This is a genomic window from Saccharomonospora marina XMU15, assembly GCF_000244955.1.
Classification (GTDB): Bacteria; Actinomycetota; Actinomycetes; order Mycobacteriales; family Pseudonocardiaceae; genus Saccharomonospora_A; species Saccharomonospora_A marina.
This window is the reverse complement of the sequence record NZ_CM001439.1, coordinates 4,112,835-4,131,163: the sequence shown is the minus strand read 5'-3', so window position 1 is coordinate 4,131,163 and position 18,329 is coordinate 4,112,835. Positions and strand designations below refer to the sequence as shown.

Here is an 18,329-nt window from a genome sequence, read left to right as displayed (position 1 = left end):
CGTCAGCCGAACGCCAGCGTCGGCACGTCGACGATGTGCGCGCCGCCGTCGACCACGAGCGTCGCTCCGTGGACGTAAGAGGCGTCCGGACCGAGCAGGAACGCCACCACGCCGGCGACCTCCTCCGGCGCCGCGGGTCGTCCCAGCGGCACGTCACGCGTCACCGTGGCGTAGGCGGAGTCCACGTCGGCCGCGCCGCCATTCCCGACGAGGGCCCGCATCTCCTCGTCGGCCATGGGCGTGCGCACCCAGCCGGGGCAGACGGCGTTGGCGCGCACCCTGCGGCCGTAGTCGCGTGCGATCGACCGCACCAGCCCGAGCAGAGCGTGCTTGCTGATCGTGTACCCGGCCGTCTGCGGTGCCGCACGCAGGCCGGAGAGGGAGGAGACGACCACGATGCCGCCCCCAGACTCCTCCAGAGCCGTGAGCGACTCACGCGCGGTCACGAACGCGGTCGTGAGGTTGGCGTCCAAACTGGACCGCCACGCCGCGTCGCTGGTGCCCCCGACCGTGTCGTAGCCGTGCCCGCCCGCGTTGGCGACCACACCGTCGAGGCGGCCGTAGCGCTCGCCGATGGCCTCGACGACACGCCGCATGGCGCCGCCGTCCGTGGCGTCCGCGGGCATGCCGACGATGCGCGGATGAGTCGCGGCGACCTCGTCGAGGAGCTCCCGACGCCGGCCGGAGACAACGACGTCGGCGCCGTCCGCGGCGAGCCGGGTGGCGATCGCCGCCCCGATTCCGGTGCCACCACCGGTGACCAGATACGTGCTCACTTGCCCACCTCGGTGGTCATGGGCCGCTGGGCGACGCGGTCGAGGTCCTGGTCGAGCGCGGTCCACACGTCCGGCTTCGAGGCGCGCAGCCACGACGCCACGGCGACCGCGAGCACGGCCGCCAGCGGAAGCAGCCAGGGCAGCAGGGTGATGATGGGGCTGTCGCTTCCCGCCAGCTCGGGGAAGTTGGCGAAGGCCAGTGCGGTGACCGTCCACAGTCCCAACCCGCCGAGCAACGGCAGAACGAACGTGGAAAGCCAGCGGGCATCCCGCACGCGCCGGAAGTGCACCACGATGGCGGTCGCGGCGATCGCCTGCAGCACGACGATGCCGAGCGTACCGATGCCCGTGAAGGCCGCGACGAGGTTCGCGATCGGGTCGAGACCGGCGACCGCGTAGGCCATGGCGACGAGCGTCGCGAACACCAGCTGCGTCGTCGAGGCCGTGACGGGCGCGCCGTTGCTGCGGCGGGTGCGCGCCAGCGCCCGCGGCAGCACGCCGGTCCGGCCGAGCGCGTACAGGTAGCGGGTTGCGGAGTTGTGCAGGGCGAGCAGTGCCGCGAAGAGGCTGATCACGAGCAGCAGCTGCATCGCGTCGGTCATGCCGCCGCCGAGATACTCCGTCGAGACGCTGAAGACCAGATCGCCCGCGGCGAGGTGCTCCATGGCGATGTCGCCCGCTTCCCGCACACCGAGCGCGGAGACGATCGCCCAGGTGGTCACGGCGGCGAAGATGCCGATGAAGACGATCGCCACGTAGGTCGCGCGCGGAATGGTGCGCTTCGGGTCGCGTGCCTCCTCGCTGAACAGCCCGGTCGCCTCGAAACCCACGAACGCGTTGGCCGCGAAGAGCAGCCCGAGCCCCATCGAACCCGCCAGGAACACCTCTGGCAGGAACGGCTCGAACGAGTAACCCGTAGTGAACAGGATGGCGACGTCGAGGATGACCAGGATCGACACCTCGAGCACGAGGGCGACGCCGAGCACCTTCGCCGAGACGTCGATGCCGCTGCGGGTCAGCAGCCATACGCCCGCCGCCGAGACCAGGATCCAGATCCACCACGGCAGGTCGAGGCCGAAGACGTCGGCGAAGACGATCGAGGTGAAGAACCCGCTCGTGCCGACCGCACCGGCGACGAAGCAGTTGTAGCCGACCATGGCCACGAACGCGGCGACAACGCCCGCCGTCCGTCCGAGACCGCGCACAACGTAGGCGTAGAACCCGCCCGCGTTGACCAGGCGCTTGGCCATCTGGGCGTAGCCGACCGCGAAGAGCAGGAACACGGCGGTGGCCAGCAGGAACATCATCGGGGTGCCGCCACCGGCGCCGACGGCGATGCCGATGCCGCCGATGACGATGATGCCGGTCAGTGGCGCGACTGCGGCCAGGACGAGGAACACGACCCCTGGCACTCCGAGGTTTCCCTGGAGCCTGGTTTCTGGTGTAGGGGACACAGCTCTGCTCCGTTCGCGGTCAGGACACCACGGCGTCAGTTCGGGGTGACATTGCTGATCTCGGCGCGCGCGCCGACAGGGAAGGCCACCACCGAGCCGGCGTCGAAGCCGTCGTTGCCGAAGATCTTTCCGTCGGTACGCATGGCGTCCAGATCAATGAGGACGACGCCGAGCGTGGGCACGATCTTCTCGCGCCAGACGAACAGGGTGAGCCGCTCGCGGATGGCGATGTGGTGGCACCGGTCCGTGTCGGCGAGTCCTTTCTCGACACCGCTGAGGCAGTGCCAGGTGTACAGATCGGGGTTGAGGTAGATGTGCTCGTACACCTCGGTCGGCGAGTACGTGTACCGGGTGCGCAGCCCGACGAGCTCGGTCGTCGGTGCGTGCGGGGCGGAGGCGGGACGGTCGATGCCGCCGTGGCCGATGCGGGCTGCCACACCGGTCGGGTCGTCGCCTCGCCGCACCCGGGTGAATGCGGACTCCTCGCGCGTCGCGGCGTCCGGGAGCCGGCCCTCGACGACGGTCACCGCCGCGGCGTCGACGTCGAGCACGAACGTCGTCGAGACCTCGTCGGCGATGCCGTCGACCAGGTAGACGCCCGGCCGGATGGAGGTGATCCGGACCGGAACGTCGGTGTGCTCGCCCCACGAGGCCACGCCGTCGCCGATCCGGAGTGTGATCTGTGTGTCGAGCCGCAGGGTCAGCGTCTGCCCTGTGAGGTCGGTGGTCTCCTCAAGGACGTTCGCCCCGGGTGCGAACCCCTCGCCGAGGGTTCCGACGGGGATGAACGATTCGCTCATGACACTCCTCGTCGCCGGTGGATCGGATTCCGTGCACGGTAGGGACCGCCGCGGGGGGCGCCTAGCACATGAGTGCACGGGGCTTGTCTATGGCGGTGCTCCCGTGCGCGGCAGGGTGGCGCACCGGTGACCTGGCGTGCACTCAGCGACAAGCCCGCCGCAGGCCGATGCAAGACGGTGCGGCCCGCCCGGTCCCAAGATTCCCGCCATTCACAGTGATGCCCTCGCCACGGCGCGGGGCCAACGTGGCACGGGAGGTCACGATGACCGCACGACCGAAGAACGTCCGGCGCCGCCGGTTCCTGCAGGGCATCGGAGCGGGAGTCGCGCTCGGCGCGCTCGGTGGTACGGCGGAGGCGGCGGCCCGCCCCGGCATCGGGCACGCCAAGGCCGACCTGCTGCTGTACAACGGCAGCGTGCTGACCCTGCACGGCGCGTTCGTGCCCGCAGCGGCCATCGCCGTCAAGGACGGCGTGGTCCAGGCTGTGGGGCGCACCCGCGAGTTGCGGCGCCTGGTGGGCTCGCGCACGGAGGTGGTCAACCTCCGGGGCCGCACGGTCATGCCCGGTGTCAACGACGGGCACTTCCATCCGCTGAGCCTCGGCACGGGCCAGCCTCCGCTGACACTGGACCTCAGCAGAGGCGCCGTCGGCTCGATCGCCGAGATCCGTGACCTCGTCGCAGAGGCCGCTCGCGACAAGGGCCCAGGGGTGTGGATCCGGGGTTTCGGCTGGGACCAGGGTTACCTCGCCGAGGGCCGGTATCCAACGCGGCACGACATCGACGCGGTGTCTGCGGACAACCCGGCCGCCCTGCGGGAATGGTCCGGGCACGCGTTGTGGGTCAACTCGAAGGCGCTCGAACTCGCGGGAATCACCCGCGACACCCAGCCACCGCTCGGTGGCGAGATCGTCAAGGACGCCGACGGCGAACCGACCGGCCTGCTGCTGGAGGGTGCCGCCGGCCTCGTCAACGCGGTCATGCCCGACTTCACCGAAGAGGAGAAGCGCCAGGGGCTGCGGATGGCGGTGGACATCATGCACCAGCACGGCATCACCTCGGTCACCGACGCCGGCATCGAGCTGGGCTCGGTCCAGCGCTACCAGGAGATGCTGGAATCGGGCGACATCCGGCAGCGGTGCACGATCATGATCGCCGCCTCTCGCGCAGGCGATCTGCGGCAGACGTTGCTTGCCGCACGCGGGCTGCGCACCGATCCCCGGTGGCTGAACGTGAGTCAGGTGAAGATCTTCGCCGACGGTGTACCCACCCAGGCGCGGACGGCATGGGTCTGCGAGCCGTACGTCGGCGGCGGGCACGGGGGGCTCACGCTGCCGGGCAACTCGGTGGAGGAACAGCTGTCGATCCTTGGGGACTGGGTCATGACGGCGCACGAGCTGGGCTTTCAGGTAGGCGCGCACGCGACCGGCGACCGGACGATCCACGCGGTTATCGACGCCTATGCGGCGGCGGTCGAACGCTTCGGCGGCGCGGGGCTGCGCCACTATGTCATCCACGGGGACCTGACCAGCCCGGCCGATCTGCGGCGGATGGCCCGCCTCGGGTTCGCGGCCAGTTTCAACCCGCAGATCAAACGGTCCCTCTCACACCAGCTGGTCGACGTGCTGGGCAGGGAACGCACGAACTACCAGTGGCCGTACCGCACGGCTCTGAGCAGCGGCGTCTCCGTCGCCAGCGCCTCGGACTCCCCGGTCGTGGGAATGCCGAACTTCTGTGAGGGCCTGACGGCCATGCTGACGCGCAGGAGCCTGGCGACCGGCGAGGTGTTCGGTGCCGAGGAGATCATCGGCCTCAGGCAGGCGCTGGCCACCTACACCACGGCCGGGGCCTGGCAGGACCACGCCGAGGACTGGAAGGGCAGCCTCACCCGGGGCAGGGTGGCCGACCTCGTCGTGGTCGGGGGGAACCTGCTCCGGACGCCCGCGGAGGAGATCGTGAACCTGCCGATCGACATGACCGTGGTCGGCGGCGAGGTCGTCTACGACGCGGCGACCCACAAGCGGGTCCGGACCGCCTCCGCGGCGGCCGCGTCGAGCGGTCTCGCGAGGTACCTCAGCACCGGCTGCTGCCACGGCTGAGCACCGGACTCTTCCTCGCCCGGACCGGCGTGACGGCGCGTCGACCGGCCCGCTGGTTCGGACGACCTCGGCTGCCCCGAGTCTGGTCCCTGACCGATCGACGAGCTGCGACGATCCCGCGCGTCACGATCGGCCGTAGTGGTCCTTCGGCGGTATGCGCCATGGAGATTCACCGTTTTGCCGCCGCTCGCGACTCCACCGCCTGCAGGCTGCTGCCGGCGATCACGTGGGGTGGGATCGGCGGGCAGGTCGGTGAGTGCCTGGTCAACCGGTCGCGTGTACAGGCGCGGGTAGGCCGAGTCGCCTTCCCGGCTTGCCCAGCTGCGCGAGGGCGGCGAGCACGGTCCACTTGGCGTCCTGGGCGAAGGCGGGTTCGTAGGCGAGGCAGCCGGGCTGTTCCAGCCCGGTCGAGGGGTCTTGATCGACTGGTGTGCGCTCCCTCACGGGCGAGCGTCACGCCCGAGGGAGTGCCGATGAGAACGGATCGGCCGTGGGCGGCGATGCCCGTAGGACCACCGGCCGCAGTGCGTGTTCGACGAGCGGGCCGTCGAGCGCAGGCGATGCGCAACTGGGGGCCAGGCACCCAGCGCTCCAGGTGGCGCCGTGTTCGCCGAGCAGGCTGACGAGCGAGGTTGACCTCGTCGATGCCGAGTTCGATGTGCCCTCCGGTGGGTTGTTCCGCCAGCGCAGGATGGTCTCGGCGCCGTCGGCGAATGAGTCGTCGCGCTCCCCGCGCCGACCGGACACCGACCTGGTTGACATCTCCGGGTTCTCACCGATGCGGCGCTGTTGCCTTTCGGCGCATGGTGGAGACATGACTACCACGACGACGTTGAGCAGGCCGAGGAACAACCGGGTGATCGCGGGGGTGTGTGCGGGCCTCGCCGAGCGGGTCGGCTGGAAGCCGAGGAACATGCGACTGCTGTTCCTGGTGTCGTGCCTGCTTCCTGGGCCGCAGTTCCTGGTTTACCTGGCGCTGTGGCTGATCATGCCGAACCGGGAGAACTGAGCCCGCGGGACGCTACCAGTGCGAAGGGCGAGGCGTGCCCGTCGGCAGCCGCGTGGCCTCGTTTCCGTTGGCAGCCTGTAGCTGGGGTTGTGTCAGGAACAGCGACCCCTCCAGGTCGGCCCCACTGAGGTCGGCGCCCCGCAGGTCCGCGCCGGTGAAGTCGGCGACGCGCAGGTCCGCGTCGGTGAGGTCGGCGGCCAGCAGGCTGGCTCCGCGCAGGCTCGCGCCTGCCAGCCGCGCGCCCCGCAGCCGGGCGCCGGTGAGGTCGGCGCCCCTGTGGTCGGGTTTTCGGCCGGGTACAACACAGCGGGCCAACTCGCTGGCGCGTAGCAGCAGCGTGTTGGCCCGCTCGCGCAGTGCGGCGACATCCAGTGCCAGCAACTCCTCGACATCGCCGAGGGTGGCTCGCCACAGTTCGGCTCTGGCGCGGCGAAGCTCGTCGTGGATCGGCCGGGCGGCGGGCAGGCGCAGCGCTTCGGTGAGGTAGCGCAGCACCTCGTGTAGTTGCCGCATGACGGTGAAGGTGTCGAACATCCGCCTCGCGCGGGCGGAGTCGCCGCGCCAGTCCTGCCCGCCGAAGGTCAGTTTCGACACTTTCTGCCCCGCGCCGAAGCAGTCGAAGGCCACGCAGCCGGGATAGCCTTCGGCACGCAACCGGGAGTGAATCCCGCAGCGGAAATCGGCGGCCAGGTTGTGGCAGGCGCTGCCCGCGGGTTTGTCGACGGCGAAATCGGCGCCCGCGGCGAAGGGCAGCGCCACGCAACACAGTCCGAAGCAGTTCGCGCAGTCCGCCCGCAGGTCCGCTTCCAACTCCTCCTCCAGGTCGTCGCCGTCCGATGTGGCGCTGTGCTGCCGGGACAATCGGTTCTCCAGTCGGTGTGCCGGGACCGTGGTGTTCGTTCCATTGTCCCGGCACACGCTCAACGCCGCGCCGGGCGGCGAAACAGCGCCACCACGTTGAGCAGCAGCCCGGCGACCCCGACCGCGGTGACGAAGTCTACTCCTGGCCGAAACTGCCCGAAGTCGCTGACGGCGCCGTGTTCGCCGCCGAGCAGCGCGGTCACCACGGCCAGTACCAGCGCGGCCCCTACCTGGCCGGAGGTCTGCACCAGGCCGGAGGCGAGTCCCTGTTCGGAGTCGTCGATGCCGTCGGTGGCCTGCGCCATGATCGAGCTGAACCCGAACGCGAAGCCGCCGCCGAGCAGCAGCATGGTCGGCAACACGGTGATCGCGTAGTGCGGCGCGTTGCCCGCCGTGGCGAGGAACCACAGGTAGCCCACGCTCAGCGACAGCATCGAGGTCAGGATGAGCCGTGAGGTGCCGAACCGGTCGATCAGCCCGCCCATGAAAGGGGAACCGGCGGCCACCAGAAGGCCCGCGGGCAGCAGCGCGAGCGCCATCCGCAGTGGGGACCAACCGAGCACGTCCTGCAGGTAGATCGTCATCATGAACTGGAAGCTCAGGTAGGAACCGAACAGCGCGACCAGGCTCAGGTTGGCCCGCACGACGGCGCCGATCCGCAGGATGCCCATGCGGATCAGCGGGTGTGAGACCCGGTTCTCGGTGACCACGAACGCCACCAGCAGTCCGGCGGCCAACACCGCGGAGCCGAGCGTGAGCGGGTGCAGCCAGCCGCGCTCGGGTGCGGCGACGACGGTGTAGACGGCCAGCAGCATGCCGCTGGTGAGCGTGGCCGCGCCGAGGACGTCGTGCCCGCCCTCGCCGGGCCGGTCCTTGGGGATCAGCACGTACCCCGCCACCAGCGCCAGCAGGGCGAGCGGCACGGGGGTCACGAACGTCCAGCGCCAGCCCGCGCTGGTGAGCAGCCCGCCGAGGATCAGGCCGGAGGAGTAGCCGCTGGCGCCGAAGACGGTGAAGATCGACAACGCCCGGTTGCGCGCGGGTCCCTGCGCGAACGTGGTGGTCAGGATGGACATCGCCGTGGGAGCGGTGAACGCGGCCGCGAGGCCCTTGACGAACCGGGTGACGATCAGCAGGACTCCGCTGTCTACCAGGCCGCCGATCAGGGATGCCACGGCGAACACCGCCAGCGCGATGAGGAACACCCTGCGGCGGCCGAGCAGGTCGGCAGTGCGTCCGCCGAGCAGCAGCAGGCCGCCGTAGCCGAGCACGTAGCCGTTGACGATCCATTGCAGCGCGGCGGTGGACATGCCCAGTTCCGCGCCGATCGAGGGCAGCGCCACACCCACCATCGACACGTCGAGGGCGTCGAGGAACAGCACGAGGCAGAGCACGGCCAGCACCCCCCACAGTCGAGGGGTCCAGTGCGTGGCGGGTGCGGCTCCGGGTACGGCGCCGACCGGTGGGGTGGCGGAGGTTTCGGTGATGGTCACGGCGGGAAACTACGTGCACGGACAACTAATGCGCAAGCATAATATGACTTGGCAAAAAATTCGTGTGCATATTGTGTGCGCGCATGCTAGGCTGCCCCGCATGTCGTCGCGGGCTCACCTGGCCGAGAAGTGGCGGTCGTTGGTGACCAGCTACAACGAGATCGCGTGCCGCCTCGACCGCGAGTTGCACGAGGCGCACGGCGTGAGCATGAACGAGTTCGAAACCCTCGACCGGCTCGTCGAGCAGGGGTGTGACTCATGCCGCATGCAGGATCTCGCGTCGGCGATGTATCTGAGTCAGAGCGCGCTGTCCAGAACGGTCGGCCGGTTGGAGCGTGCGGGACTGGTCAAGCGGGCGCTGTGCGAGTCCGACAGGCGGGGAGTGTTCGTCGAGATCACCCGGGCAGGCCGCGACCGGCATGAGCAGGCGCGCCGCACCCAGCAGGCGATCCTGGAGCAGCTGCTGGGCGCCGACACGTGAAGCGCTGCCACCGTGGGGCGGACGGGTCAGCCGTCCTGCTCGGTGCGGTGGCCCAGTAGCCGGTCGAGGTCGTCGTCCAGCCAGCTCGTGCTCGCGCGCTCACGGACCTGGATGAGCCGGGAGTACAGCTCGATCGCCCCGTCCTCCACCTCCGCCTCGGCCCTGTGCACGGCGGCGGCAGCGAGCTGCTCGGTTGAAAGCCCCGGATGGCGGGCGGCGTGCGCGCAGGCGGCGAGCAGCAGGGCGGCCTCGACCATCAGCCTGATCTTCCCGCACACCGGGATGAAGCTCTGCGCCAGCATCGTCGTGCCCACCACGGCGCACTCACCTGCGTTACGGGAGAGCCGCCGCGAGATGGCGTGCAGCAGTTCGGTGCCCTGGTCTCGCAGTCCGCGCCAGACGGCCGAGCCGTACAACGTGTAGAGCGCGTTGCCGACCGCTTCCCTCGGGCCCGCCACGGCCTCCGCCGCGGCAGGGACCGTCAGTACCGGACGCCGCCGGGTCAAACTCTCCGCGGCGAGTTCCAGTTGCGGGACCAGCCGCAGCCATGCCGGGGCGTAGTCGCGCACCAACCAGTCCACCGCCAGCCGCGACCGGTCGTCGTCGCGGTCGTCCACGGTGTTCACCAGCGCGGGCACGAAGTCCTTCAGTCGCTGCCGCTTGCCGTCGGGTAGCCGGTCCCCGAGAACGCGACCCACCTGCGACAACACCGGCGAGACGCAGCGTGGCCGGTCCGAGTGTGGTTCGTCGGCGAACCAGGCGACGGCTTCCTGCAGGCAGAGCCGGTAGGTGCGCGTCGGGTTCGCCCCCTTGGAGAGCACGATTCTGCCAAGGTCCACCGGCTCCATGACGGCTCCGTTCCTCGACCCCGCCGACGTGCAGGTCGACGAGGATTAATCTCCAACAGCCACCATCGCCTACATCTGCGGCAACGGCAAGTGTGTCACCTGAAGGGCCGCTGCAAATGCACCTACCTGGAGAAATGCTCACCATCGCCGGTTACTTACCGCAGTTGGTGACCACGCGGTGCGGCTATTGACGTGCTCCCGCCTTTTCCTGCGAACAGTAATGCCTTGGGTTCACGGAATATCGGACGCGTCGTCGAAGGCGGCGGCGCCCGCCACGCTGCCGAAGGTCCCGCGCGGCCGGGGACCAAGGCAGGCAGCCGGTGAGCTTGCCGGGCACCTACCGTTGGGCGGCAAATCACGCGGAGGTGAGAGATGCGTGGACCAACCGTCGCCGACGTGATGAAGCGACCCGTCGTCACGGTCGACGCGCAGACCCCGTTCAAGGACATCGTAAGCCTGCTCGCCGAGCACCGGATCAGCGCGGTCGCCGTGGTCGACGAAGGCAGGCACCCCCTCGGGGTGGTGTCGGAGGCGGACCTGCTTGCCAAGGAGGATCAGCGAGGCACGGCCCATCCGCCCTCGGTGTTCACCGAACTACGCCGCTGGCGGCGCTGGACCAAGGCCCGTGGCGCGACCGCACGTGAGGTGATGACCAGGCACGTGCGCACGATCCACCGTGAGGAACCGCTCGCCGTGGCCGCACGCAGGCTGGCCGAAGGCAGGCTGCGCAGGCTGTTCGTCATCGACAGCTCCGGCACACTCGTGGGCGTGCTGGCCCGCCGCGACGTGCTCGGTGTGTTCCTGCGGCCGGACGAGGAGATCAAGCGGGCAGTGGAGCGAGAGGTTCTGCGGAGGGCGATGTGGGTTGACCCGGCGACGGTGACGGTGCGCGTGCGCGACGGCGTGGTGTCGCTGACCGGGCTGCTCGAGCGCCGCAGCGAGGCGGACATCGCGGGCGAGTTGACGGCCGGCCTGCCCGGTGTCGTCGACGTCCGCAACGAGTTGCGGGCGGCCCTCGAGGACACCTCGCCGGTGCGCAGGACGTTCTGACCAGCCGCGTCACCGAGCCAGGCTGGTGGCGACCTCCGGCATCGGTTGCCACCGCTGCGCGATCCGCGCCTCCAGCGCCCGCATCGTGGTGTACTCCAGATCCTCCAGCGGCAACCGGTGCGGCTCGAACGGGCCGTGCCTGCGCAGGTAGTCCATGGCCGTGTTCGCCTGCTGCCGCGCGGAGTCGAACGACGGGTCGGCGAACATGTCCCTCGGGCCCACGAGCCTGCCGTCGGTGACCTGGAAGCCCAGCGCCACCACCCGAGGCGGGCCGTCGAAACGTGCGGTGTGTGCGTCCGGAATGCTCACCGGCAGCAGCGGTGCGTGATGCGACCCGCGCATGGCGCCACCGACGGTGTAGGGGAAGGAGAACGGCTCCAGCACCTCGCCCACGGCGGGCAGCCCCGACTGGCAGCGCACGATCATCACCGGGTCGTCCTTGCCGACGTACTTGCCCGCGATCAGCGACAACCGCTGCGTCGAGGTGGCAGCCGCCTGCTCGGTGAGGTTGCGCGACTGCACCGCGTGCACGACGTACCTCGCGGGCGCGCCGATGAACATCAGCATGTCGTAGAGCTCTTCCGGGCAGTCGAAGGTGATGCGCTTCTCCTCGAACAGGTCGTAGACCTCGAAGCGAAAACCCGCGTGCATCTTCTCGTCGATGACCAGCCCCGCGGTGTTGAACGGGTCGGCGAACATCTTGTACAGCGCCAGATTCCACGCGCCCGGTTCGGTCTTGTCGGCAAGGAAACAGATCACCGGCTCGCTCGGCCGCTCGGTGAACTCCAGTTCGGCGTAGCCGGGCCCCATGCCCTTGAGGTTGCCGCTGAACGCGTCGCTGAGCAGGTCCTGACCCGCGCCGTAGAGTCCGAGCCGCTTCGCCACCTCGGTGGTCTGCTGGAAGGTGTCCCACGCGAAGCTGTGCACTCGCTCGCTGTCGGCTCCGTGCTCGTGAGTCATGATCAGCGACACGTCGTCGCCGCAACTGGCGACGTGGGCGTCCAGCAGCAGCCCGTCGCCGACGGCGCGGCGCACCGCCTCCTGTGCCGTGGCCAGCAGGTCCGGATGTACGGCCGAGTGTCCGACGAAACCGCCGGTGTCGGCCTTGATAATGCTCAATGTCGTCATGACGCCAGGCTGGGCACCGGTTACCACGCCCGGGTAGGGCCGTAGGTCACACCTGCGGCCGAGCGCACTCGCGAGGCGAAAGTCCCTACCGAGCGGGCGCGGCGGGGCCTACTTTCCCGTGTATGGCGCGCTCCAACGACGCCGTCGCGGCGATGCTGCTCGAGTTCGCGGAACTGCTCGCCATCTCGGGAGGGCCCCCGTACAAGGTGCGGGCCTACGAGAAGGCCGCACAGGCCGTGGAGGGCCACCCGGCCGAGCTGGCGACACTGCGGTCCGCCGAACTGGACGAGATCCCAAACGTGGGCTCCCAGCTGGCACGCAAGATCCGCGAGTTCCTCGACACCGGTTCGGTCGGCGAACTGGACGAGCTACGTGCCCGCGTACCCACCGGGTTGCGGTCGCTGCTCACGATCCCGGGGCTGGGACCGAGGCGGGCACGTCAGGTCTACGAGGAACTCGGCATCACCTCACCGGACGACCTGCTCGCCGCGCTGCACGAGCACCGGCTGCGGGAACTGCGCGGGTGGGGGGCCAGGAGCGAGGACAACCTCGCCGCCGCCGTGCGGGAAGCGCAGTCGGCGGGTGAGCGGGTGCGGTTGGGACTCGCTCTCGGAGTCGCGGAGCGGCTGCTGCAGCGGCTGCGCCCGCTGCCGCAGGTGCAGCGAGTCGAGTACGCCGGGTCGCTTCGCCGGATGCGGGACAGCATCGGCGACATCGACATCCTGGTGGCATCCGACGACCCCGAGCCGATCATGCGGGCCGTCACCGAACTACCCGTCGTGGAACGGGTCATCTCGCACGGTTCCACCAGGACCTCCGTGCTGACCGCCACCGGCCTGCAGGTGGACGTCCGGGTGGTGGCGCCGCCGTCGTGGGGCGCGGCGCTGCTGTACTTCACCGGTTCCAAGGCGCACAACATCCAGCTGCGCGAGCTCGCCTTGCGCGCCGGACTGAAGCTTTCCGAGTACGGGTTGTTCGAGGTGGAGACCGACCGGCGAGTGGCAGGTGAGCGCGAGGAGGAGGTCTACGCCCGGCTCGGGCTGCCCTGGATCGAACCGACGCTGCGCGAAGGCGCGGGCGAGGTCGAGGCAGCGCTGCACGGCACGCTGCCCGAGGTGGTGACCCGCGCCGACCTCAGGGGCGATCTGCACACCCACACCGACCTCACCGACGGAGTGGCGCCGCTGCGGGACATGGTGGCCGCGGCGGCCGCCGCGGGCCACGAGTACTTCGCGATCACCGATCACGCGCCGTTGCTGCACATGCAGCGGATGACAACCGAGAAGGCCCTGGCGCAGCGTCGCCGGATCAGGGAGCTGGACCGCGAGGCCGGTCCCGCCCTGCTGCACGGGACCGAACTGAACATCCAGCCGGACGGCTCGCTGGACTGGGACACCGAGTTCCTCTCCGGGTTCGACATCGTGGTCGCGTCCGTGCACTCCCACTTCGACCAGCCGAGGGACGTGCTGACCGCGAGGCTGCTGCGCGCGATCGAGCACCCGCACGTCAACGTGATCGGCCACCCCACCACCCGCATCGTCGGTGGCAGGTCGGCGATCGACGTGGACCTCGACGAGGTGTTTCGTGCCGCCGCCCGCACCGGTACCGCGCTGGAGGTGAACTCGCTGCCGGAACGGCTCGACCTCAACGGCGAGCTGGTGCGCAGGGCACGGCACTTCGGAGTGCGTTTCGCGGTTTCCAGTGACGCCCACTCGGTCGCGCAGCTGGGCAACCTGTCCTTCGGCGTTGCCACGGCGCAGCGCGGCTGGGCCACTCGCGACGACGTGATCAACACCTACCCGCTGGACGAACTCCGCCGGTTCCTCGCCAAACATGATCACGCTGCTGCTGTGCGGTGACGTCATGCTCGGTCGCGGCGTCGACCAGATCCTCGCCCACCCGGTGGATCCGCGACTGCGTGAGCCGCATGTCACCGACGCGCGCTACTACGTTCGCGCGGCACAGCACCGCAACGGAAGCTTCGACTACCCGGTCGAGTGGAGTTGGCCGTGGGGCGAGGCGTTGAGCGTGCTGGACGACTCCGGCATCGACGCCAGGGTGTTGAACCTGGAGACGAGCATCACCGCGCGAGGCGAGTTCGCGCCGGGCAAGTCGATCCACTACCGGATGCATCCGGCCAACGTGCCCGCCCTGCTGGCCGCGCGACCGGACGTGTGCGTACTCGCCAACAACCACGTGCTGGACTTCGGCACGGCCGGACTGTCCGACACGCTGACCGCGCTCGCCGGTGCCGGGCCGCGGGCGGCGGGCGCGGGCCGGGACGCGGCCGAGGCGGCGAGGCAGGCGACCGTGCCGCTGCGCGCAGGGCGGCGGCTGCACGTGTTCGCGGCATGCCACGGTTCCAGTGGCGTTCCCGCCTCGTGGGCGGCCACCGGCTCCGGACCCGGTGTGCACCGCCTCGCCGATCTCCGCGAGCACACCGCGAGCGCCGTGGCGGACAGCATCGCGGCTGTGAAGCGTGAGGGTGATCTGGTGGTGTTCTCCGTGCACTGGGGTTCGAACTGGGGCTACGAGGTGCCCGCCGAGCAGGCGAGGTTCGCGCGCCTGCTCACCGAAGCGGGGGCCGACGTGGTGCACGGGCACTCCTCGCACCATCCGCGTCCGGTGGAGATCCACCACGGCCACCCGATCCTGTACGGCTGCGGCGACCTCGTCAACGACTACGAGGGCATCACCGGGCTCGAGACCTACCGTGACGACCTGCGGTTGCTGTACCTGCTGTCGTTCGACGAGGCCACCGGCGAGTTCGCTGCGCTGCGGCTGGTGCCGATGCGGGCTCGCAGGCTGCGGTTGCAGCGTGCGGGCACGCAGGACACCGCATGGCTGTGCGACGTCCTCGGTTCGGTCAGCGAGGTCTTCGGCACCCGGGTGCGGATGGCGCAGCAAGGCACGCTGCTGGTCGAGGCGGCGTGAGCCGGCGGTGCTTGGCTCACACGTCGAAGGCCGCCCTGCAGGCCCACCCGCCCGCGCTGGGCTCGATGCTCAACCCGTGCGGGCACACCGCCTTCGGGATCGGGCCTGCGGCGATCACGCCGCCGATGTCGACCACACCGAAGCGCACCCGCAGCCCGCGCGGTGCGGGAAGCACCTGTGTGGTGGCCGGTATCCGGCCCGTGGTCTCCATGAGGTGGATGACCTCGTCGAGGACGGCGGCGAGCAACTCCTCGTCGCTCGTGCCGTCGACCTCGACGTCGACGATCTCGTCGGGCTCGCCGAGCGAGCCGCCCGCGAAGCTCTCCACCATGCCGCTGACCGCCTCGGCGATGCAGCGCTCGCGGGACGGGCCCCACGCCTCGATCCGCAGGTCGCCCGAATGCACCGGCTCCCGGTAGCCAGCCCTGACCTCGCCGGTCACGGTGGGCCACCTCGGCCGCGTAAGGTTAGCGCTGTGCCTGTCATACCGGCTGTCGTATTCGCAGGCGGCAACGGTCCGAAAGGGACGAAAGTCCCTTGGGACACGCCTCGCCACCGTGTTCACCCGAACGAGATGGGCGGCGAAAGTCCCTTCGGCCGAAGCCTTGTGGCCGTGGTACGGACACCAGGACGGCCATAGTGTCTGTCGCCGAGGTGATGTCATGACGTTCATCTGGCTGATTGTCTGGTTGATACTCGGCACCCCCGCGGTCCAGTCCTGGGGCCCGTGGAACAACTGGGGCACCGCCCTGTTCGTGTGCCTGGCGATCGACCTGCTGGGCGTGCTCGGCGCCAATGCCCGCAGGCCGAGGCGCTGATCCCCGGGGCCTGCGGGCAGGTGGCTACGCGGAGGCGTCGCGTTCGGCGCTGTGCTTGCGGGTGGGTCGTACCACCAACACCGGGCACTCGGCGTGCTGCACGCAGTGCTGGCTGACCGAGCCGAGCAGCATGCCGACCACGGCCCCGTGCCCGCGGCTGCCCACCACCAGCAGATCGGCGTCGCGGCTGGCATCGACGAGAACGTTGCTGGCGTGGCCGCGAAGCACCTCCTTCGACACCGAGACGTCGCGCTGCCCACCGACGACCTCGCTCACCGTGTCGTCGAGTGACTGCCGCGCGGTGGCGGCCCAGTCGAAGTCCTCGTAGCCGGGCGGGTAGCCGAAGTTCACCGGAATCTCCCAAGCCGCGATGGCCCTGATCGTGTCCCCGGTCGCCCTTGCCTGCCCAACCGCCCACCGCAGGGCGTCGCGGCTGCCGTCCGATCCGTCAACTCCCACGACGATCACGTCGCTGACCTCCTCTTTGGCGCCTACGAGGTGATGGTTGCAGCCTGCCTCGCCTCGCAGAAAGGGCCGTTCGGCCCCACCGAGGAGAAACCTCGACAGTGGACAGTCGAACGCAGTGGCGCGATAGGCTGCGAAGGCCGACTCGCCCTGCGCGCTTGGACAGGAAAGCCGGAGGAGATGGAACAACCACCAGCCGGACCGCCGTCGGAGCCCGCCGCCAACGACTCAGCACCCGTTGGGCGCGCGTTCGTCGTTTCGCACAACGCCGCGTCCGTGGACGGCCGCCTGGCGATCTCGCCGGGAATGCTGCTGATGTTCGACGAGCGGTGGCCCACCTACGCCGGCTCCACCTACGCCGACGTGCAGCGACGGCATCGGCCGGGCGCGATCTTGGAAGGGGCGGGATCGCTTGTTCGCGAGGACGACGTGCCCGCACCGTTGCCTGCCGCGACCGAACCGGCTGAGGTGCTGTTGAACGACTACTTGCCTCCCGACGTCGTCGGCAGGACCTCGGGCGGCTGGCTCAGCGTCGTCGACAGCCGGGGGCGAATACGTTGGCTGTACAAGGAGTACCCGGGCGAGCAGTGGAAAGGCTGGCACGTTCTGGTTCTGGTCTCCCGCAGCACGCCGCTTTCCTACCTGGCGTACCTGCGCCGTGAGGAGATTCCGTACCTGGTCGTGGGCGAGGAGCGAGTCGACCTTTCGCAGGCCATGTCGGCGCTGCGGCAGCGGCTGGGCGTGCGGACCGTCGTGTCGACCGCCGGAGCGAGGCTCAACGGCGCGATGCTGCGCGCCGGATTGCTCGACGAGATCGAGGTCGAGGTCGTTCCCATCGCCGTCGGCGGCACCACCACGCCCACGATGTTCACCGCGGCCGACCTGGCGGCCACCGACACACCGACCCGGCTGCGCCTGCTCGGCGTGACCGAGCTGCGTGAGGGCCGCGTACTGCTGCGCTACGCGGTCGAGGAAGTGCCGCAGTAGGGCGCACTTCCCGCGCAACGACAGCCGCCGAAGCCGTGCTCCACGCGCCGGGTACCGGCCGCGATCGGGGATTGTGATGGACCTGGCGGGCGCGGTCGGCGAACGCGTCACCGACCGCCGGATCGGCTACCGGCTCAGCGCTGCTCGTCGGAGGGTTCTTCCTCCTCTTCGGAGCTGACGGGCCTGGTACGTGAGGTTCCACCGAATCCCGGCGCGAGGTCGGCGGGGCTGGGGCTTCGCTTGTCCACGTGCGGCCCGCCCTTCGGTGGGTCGTACTCCGGCGCGGGCACACCAGCCTCGGTGTCGGGCGTTTCTGGCTTGTCGCGTGAGTTGTCTGGCATCGGATCGCTCCTTCCGGCACGATTCGGGTTCCCCCGCTTCGGGCGTCCAAACGGCGCCGGAACGCGGGCTCGACCGACGAGAGATCCGTTCGATGTGCAGCGCTGCACCGGCTCAGGGCTAGCCAAGCGGATTCCGGACGCGCATCGGCAGAAAGGCCCCGGTGTTGTGGTCGGCCGCGAACCCGAGCAACTCCGGGCGATGTGTGGAGCGAGAGTGCGCCATCAGGGACTCGAACCCCGAACCCGCTGATTATCGGAAGGTGTCTTCCGCCGTTTGCTGGTGTCTGCCGATAGCCGCCACTACCTGTGCAAATCGCGAATGCAAACGATGGCTCGATGTGGCCAGTGATGGCTGTTTGCCGTCGTTCGGGTTGGGTTTCGTATGGCGCGTCGGGGTGCGGTCTACGGGTTCGCCGGTAGATAAGCCGAGGGCTCCTTGACCTTATTCACGCTCCGATTCAGCAGCGATGGCACCTCGAACCCCGGCGGGACCTGGAGATTTCCACGTGGTCGATCATTGTCGTTCACCATGTTCTGCCGCTCCCATGTTGGCCGAATGTTGGTCCGGAACTTCTCGGCGGCTGAGCGGCGGTAAGCAACTAACGCGATAGAACACAATACCGACGTCCTGCACCATATCGCGTGAGCACGACCACTCAGCGTGCTACCCGATCGGCCGGGCCGATCAAAACAGTAGTTCAAGAGTCCACCGAACAGGTGTTCGCTGCCGTTTGCCGCAACGCACTGTAGTCGATCTTTCATCGATGTAACTCTGATGTCGGAGG

General features: G+C 69.5%; 19 protein-coding genes. 8 read left to right on the top strand and 11 right to left on the bottom strand.

Annotated features, from left to right (window positions below):
- Positions 1 to 2: 2 nt before the first annotated feature.
- The 3 genes from SACMADRAFT_RS19475 to SACMADRAFT_RS19465 form a co-directional block, all read right to left on the bottom strand.
- Positions 3 to 776, bottom strand: coding sequence for an SDR family NAD(P)-dependent oxidoreductase (locus SACMADRAFT_RS19475; protein WP_009155555.1), 774 nt, complete (start codon positions 774 to 776; stop codon positions 3 to 5).
- Positions 773 to 2,188, bottom strand: coding sequence for an APC family permease (locus SACMADRAFT_RS19470; RefSeq protein WP_232285436.1), 1,416 nt, complete (start codon positions 2,186 to 2,188; stop codon positions 773 to 775). Before SACMADRAFT_RS19470 ends, SACMADRAFT_RS19475 begins: the two co-directional genes overlap by 4 nt.
- Before the next feature lie 77 nt (positions 2,189 to 2,265).
- Positions 2,266 to 3,030, bottom strand: a complete 765-nt coding sequence (locus SACMADRAFT_RS19465) for a MoaF C-terminal domain-containing protein (protein WP_009155553.1) — start codon at positions 3,028 to 3,030, stop codon at positions 2,266 to 2,268.
- A gap of 263 nt (positions 3,031 to 3,293) precedes the next feature.
- Between SACMADRAFT_RS19465 and SACMADRAFT_RS19460 the strand changes: the two genes are divergently transcribed.
- Positions 3,294 to 5,129, top strand: coding sequence for an amidohydrolase (locus tag SACMADRAFT_RS19460; protein ID WP_009155552.1), 1,836 nt, complete (start codon positions 3,294 to 3,296; stop codon positions 5,127 to 5,129).
- 264 nt (positions 5,130 to 5,393) lie between these two features.
- On the opposite strand, the gene SACMADRAFT_RS19455 is transcribed toward SACMADRAFT_RS19460, so the two are convergent.
- Complete coding sequence (locus tag SACMADRAFT_RS19455; protein WP_040925783.1) at positions 5,394 to 5,573, bottom strand: hypothetical protein; 180 nt, start codon at positions 5,571 to 5,573, stop codon at positions 5,394 to 5,396.
- 370 nt (positions 5,574 to 5,943) lie between these two features.
- Between SACMADRAFT_RS19455 and SACMADRAFT_RS19450 the strand changes: the two genes are divergently transcribed.
- Complete coding sequence (locus SACMADRAFT_RS19450) at positions 5,944 to 6,138, top strand: PspC domain-containing protein (RefSeq protein ID WP_009155551.1); 195 nt, start codon at positions 5,944 to 5,946, stop codon at positions 6,136 to 6,138.
- A gap of 12 nt (positions 6,139 to 6,150) precedes the next feature.
- Here SACMADRAFT_RS19450 and SACMADRAFT_RS19445 read toward each other — a convergent pair whose 3' ends face one another.
- Positions 6,151 to 6,999 (bottom strand): pentapeptide repeat-containing protein, encoded by an 849-nt coding sequence (locus SACMADRAFT_RS19445; protein ID WP_009155550.1) that lies wholly within the window; start codon positions 6,997 to 6,999, stop codon positions 6,151 to 6,153.
- 59 nt (positions 7,000 to 7,058) lie between these two features.
- Complete coding sequence (locus SACMADRAFT_RS19440) at positions 7,059 to 8,492, bottom strand: MFS transporter (protein WP_009155549.1); 1,434 nt, start codon at positions 8,490 to 8,492, stop codon at positions 7,059 to 7,061.
- A gap of 100 nt (positions 8,493 to 8,592) precedes the next feature.
- Here SACMADRAFT_RS19440 and SACMADRAFT_RS19435 point away from each other — a divergent pair, with 100 nt between their 5' ends.
- Positions 8,593 to 8,973: a MarR family transcriptional regulator gene (locus SACMADRAFT_RS19435; RefSeq protein WP_009155548.1), complete on the top strand. Its 381-nt coding sequence runs from the start codon at positions 8,593 to 8,595 to the stop codon at positions 8,971 to 8,973.
- Between the two features lie 26 nt (positions 8,974 to 8,999).
- Here SACMADRAFT_RS19435 and SACMADRAFT_RS19430 read toward each other — a convergent pair whose 3' ends face one another.
- Positions 9,000 to 9,821 (bottom strand): hypothetical protein, encoded by an 822-nt coding sequence (locus SACMADRAFT_RS19430; RefSeq protein WP_009155547.1) that lies wholly within the window; start codon positions 9,819 to 9,821, stop codon positions 9,000 to 9,002.
- 372 nt (positions 9,822 to 10,193) lie between these two features.
- Between SACMADRAFT_RS19430 and SACMADRAFT_RS19425 the strand changes: the two genes are divergently transcribed.
- Positions 10,194 to 10,871: a CBS domain-containing protein gene (locus SACMADRAFT_RS19425; RefSeq protein ID WP_009155546.1), complete on the top strand. Its 678-nt coding sequence runs from the start codon at positions 10,194 to 10,196 to the stop codon at positions 10,869 to 10,871.
- A 9-nt stretch (positions 10,872 to 10,880) separates the two neighbouring features.
- Here SACMADRAFT_RS19425 and fbp read toward each other — a convergent pair whose 3' ends face one another.
- Positions 10,881 to 11,999, bottom strand: coding sequence for a fructose-1,6-bisphosphate aldolase/phosphatase (gene fbp / locus SACMADRAFT_RS19420; RefSeq protein WP_009155545.1), 1,119 nt, complete (start codon positions 11,997 to 11,999; stop codon positions 10,881 to 10,883).
- Between the two features lie 122 nt (positions 12,000 to 12,121).
- Here fbp and polX point away from each other — a divergent pair, with 122 nt between their 5' ends.
- Positions 12,122 to 13,858, top strand: coding sequence for a DNA polymerase/3'-5' exonuclease PolX (gene polX / locus SACMADRAFT_RS19415; protein ID WP_009155544.1), 1,737 nt, complete (start codon positions 12,122 to 12,124; stop codon positions 13,856 to 13,858).
- On the top strand, positions 13,833 to 14,933 hold the full coding sequence (locus SACMADRAFT_RS19410) for a CapA family protein (protein ID WP_009155543.1): 1,101 nt from the start codon (positions 13,833 to 13,835) through the stop codon (positions 14,931 to 14,933). Before polX ends, SACMADRAFT_RS19410 begins: the two co-directional genes overlap by 26 nt.
- 16 nt (positions 14,934 to 14,949) lie before the next feature.
- On the opposite strand, the gene SACMADRAFT_RS19405 is transcribed toward SACMADRAFT_RS19410, so the two are convergent.
- Complete coding sequence (locus SACMADRAFT_RS19405; RefSeq protein WP_009155542.1) at positions 14,950 to 15,375, bottom strand: archease; 426 nt, start codon at positions 15,373 to 15,375, stop codon at positions 14,950 to 14,952.
- A 220-nt stretch (positions 15,376 to 15,595) separates the two neighbouring features.
- Between SACMADRAFT_RS19405 and SACMADRAFT_RS30515 the strand changes: the two genes are divergently transcribed.
- Positions 15,596 to 15,751, top strand: a complete 156-nt coding sequence (locus SACMADRAFT_RS30515; RefSeq protein WP_009155541.1) for a hypothetical protein — start codon at positions 15,596 to 15,598, stop codon at positions 15,749 to 15,751.
- A gap of 24 nt (positions 15,752 to 15,775) precedes the next feature.
- Here the strand turns inward: SACMADRAFT_RS30515 and SACMADRAFT_RS19400 are convergent, their stop codons facing one another.
- Positions 15,776 to 16,219, bottom strand: coding sequence for a universal stress protein (locus SACMADRAFT_RS19400; RefSeq protein WP_009155540.1), 444 nt, complete (start codon positions 16,217 to 16,219; stop codon positions 15,776 to 15,778).
- A 177-nt stretch (positions 16,220 to 16,396) separates the two neighbouring features.
- Here SACMADRAFT_RS19400 and SACMADRAFT_RS19395 point away from each other — a divergent pair, with 177 nt between their 5' ends.
- Complete coding sequence (locus tag SACMADRAFT_RS19395; RefSeq protein WP_009155539.1) at positions 16,397 to 17,203, top strand: RibD family protein; 807 nt, start codon at positions 16,397 to 16,399, stop codon at positions 17,201 to 17,203.
- A gap of 134 nt (positions 17,204 to 17,337) precedes the next feature.
- Here SACMADRAFT_RS19395 and SACMADRAFT_RS19390 read toward each other — a convergent pair whose 3' ends face one another.
- Positions 17,338 to 17,544, bottom strand: a complete 207-nt coding sequence (locus tag SACMADRAFT_RS19390) for a hypothetical protein (protein ID WP_009155538.1) — start codon at positions 17,542 to 17,544, stop codon at positions 17,338 to 17,340.
- Between the last annotated feature and the right edge of the window lie 785 nt (positions 17,545 to 18,329).

Bases quoted from the DNA above. Each gene is read 5' to 3' on its own strand.
- SACMADRAFT_RS19465 (WP_009155553.1), bottom strand. From the start codon at position 3,030: ATGAGCGAATCGTTCATCCCCGTCGGAACCCTCGGCGAGGGGTTCGCA.
- SACMADRAFT_RS19460 (WP_009155552.1), top strand. From the start codon at position 3,294: ATGACCGCACGACCGAAGAACGTCCGGCGCCGCCGGTTCCTGCAGGGC.
- fbp (WP_009155545.1), bottom strand. From the start codon at position 11,999: ATGACGACATTGAGCATTATCAAGGCCGACACCGGCGGTTTCGTCGGA.
- SACMADRAFT_RS19425 (WP_009155546.1), top strand. From the start codon at position 10,194: ATGCGTGGACCAACCGTCGCCGACGTGATGAAGCGACCCGTCGTCACG.
- SACMADRAFT_RS19395 (WP_009155539.1), top strand. From the start codon at position 16,397: ATGGAACAACCACCAGCCGGACCGCCGTCGGAGCCCGCCGCCAACGAC.
- SACMADRAFT_RS19430 (WP_009155547.1), bottom strand. From the start codon at position 9,821: ATGGAGCCGGTGGACCTTGGCAGAATCGTGCTCTCCAAGGGGGCGAAC.
- SACMADRAFT_RS19390 (WP_009155538.1), bottom strand. From the start codon at position 17,544: ATGCCAGACAACTCACGCGACAAGCCAGAAACGCCCGACACCGAGGCT.
- polX (WP_009155544.1), top strand. From the start codon at position 12,122: ATGGCGCGCTCCAACGACGCCGTCGCGGCGATGCTGCTCGAGTTCGCG.
- SACMADRAFT_RS19410 (WP_009155543.1), top strand. From the start codon at position 13,833: ATGATCACGCTGCTGCTGTGCGGTGACGTCATGCTCGGTCGCGGCGTC.
- SACMADRAFT_RS19435 (WP_009155548.1), top strand. From the start codon at position 8,593: ATGTCGTCGCGGGCTCACCTGGCCGAGAAGTGGCGGTCGTTGGTGACC.
- SACMADRAFT_RS19450 (WP_009155551.1), top strand. From the start codon at position 5,944: ATGACTACCACGACGACGTTGAGCAGGCCGAGGAACAACCGGGTGATC.
- SACMADRAFT_RS30515 (WP_009155541.1), top strand. From the start codon at position 15,596: ATGACGTTCATCTGGCTGATTGTCTGGTTGATACTCGGCACCCCCGCG.